The 1,138-nt window shown below is 65.5% G+C and carries 1 pseudogene; it reads left to right on the top strand.

Features of this window, described 5'->3' with window-relative positions:
• Positions 1-166: 166 nt before the first annotated feature.
• Positions 167-1,138, top strand: a pseudogene (locus tag PVW46_RS21225) (DUF6880 family protein); the annotation flags it as partial.

The raw sequence follows: 1,138 nt of genomic DNA, 5'->3' as shown, positions 1-1,138 counted from the left end.
AGATCCGTCCTGAGCTTCGATTGCGGTTCGCAGCCCCGCCATCCTCCCGCCCCCTCTCGTCAGCGAGGTTTCAAGCCTTGCCCCAAAGATCTGTCCGAGGCAGGTACTTTGACAAACTGCCCAACACCGAGATGCACCCATGGCTCGCTAACCCGCGCTTTCCACCGACAAGCTGAAAGACCCCGGCGCCGAGAAGCTCGCGCAGCTGGTGCTGGACGAGGCCGAGCGCAACGCCGGGTTCCGGCGGCAGGTCAAGGCAGCGCTGGCCGGCAAGTCCGGGCCAGTGGCGATTGCCAAGCTGGTCGACAGGCGGCTTTCCGGCTTGGCGCGGGCCAGGAGTTTCATTGAATGGGACAAGGCCCGCGCCTTTGCCGATGACCTGCGCAGCCTGACTGATACCCTTGCCTCCGAGCTGGGCGCCGCGGCGCCTGCGTTGGCCTTGGACTGGCTTTTGCGCTTCATCGCCACGCATGAACAAGTGTTCGAGCGCGTCGATGAGTCCTCGGGCCGTGTACAGGACGTCTATTATCAGGCGATCGCCGAGACCGGCGACCTGGCACCGCGACTGACACCCGCGGAGGCGGATCAGCTGCCCGAGAAGATCATGACTGCCCTGGGCGAAAGCACGCATGGCTACCTGGCCGAAGTCACCACCGCCGTGGCGCCGCATCTACCACAAGACAGCCTGGCGCGCTGGGATGCCGACCTGAAAGAGGTCATCGCCGAGCGGCAGGCCGAGGAAGCGTTGCGTGTGCCAGACTGCTGGTTTTATTCCATGACCTCGCAATGGGTTGAGATGCGCCAGACTATCGCCAGGGCGCGGGGGGATCTCGATCTGCTCGTCGCGCTGGAAACAGCAAAGCGCCCGCACATGCAGGACACCCTGGGGATCGCGGCGCAGCTTCTTGAGGCCGGGCGCAGCGCCTAAGCGCTGGATTGGGTGCGCAAACCGGGGCGGCGCGCGTTTGATGAGGGTGAAGGGGACATGTCCCCGCCGCGGGTCAGCCTGGAGGCGCGCATCCTGGAGGCCCTGGGCGACGCACCTGCCGCGCAGGCCCTGCGCTGGCAGTGTTTCGAGACCACGCTGTCCGCCGAGATTCTGCGGGACTACCTCGGCCAATTGCCGGATTTCGAGGAT

It is taken from the genome of Mameliella sp. AT18 (assembly GCF_028807275.1).
GTDB classification, from domain to species: domain Bacteria; phylum Pseudomonadota; class Alphaproteobacteria; order Rhodobacterales; family Rhodobacteraceae; genus Antarctobacter; species Antarctobacter albus.
Note: the sequence above shows the minus strand (reverse complement) of the source record. Positions and strands in the feature narration are given on the sequence as shown.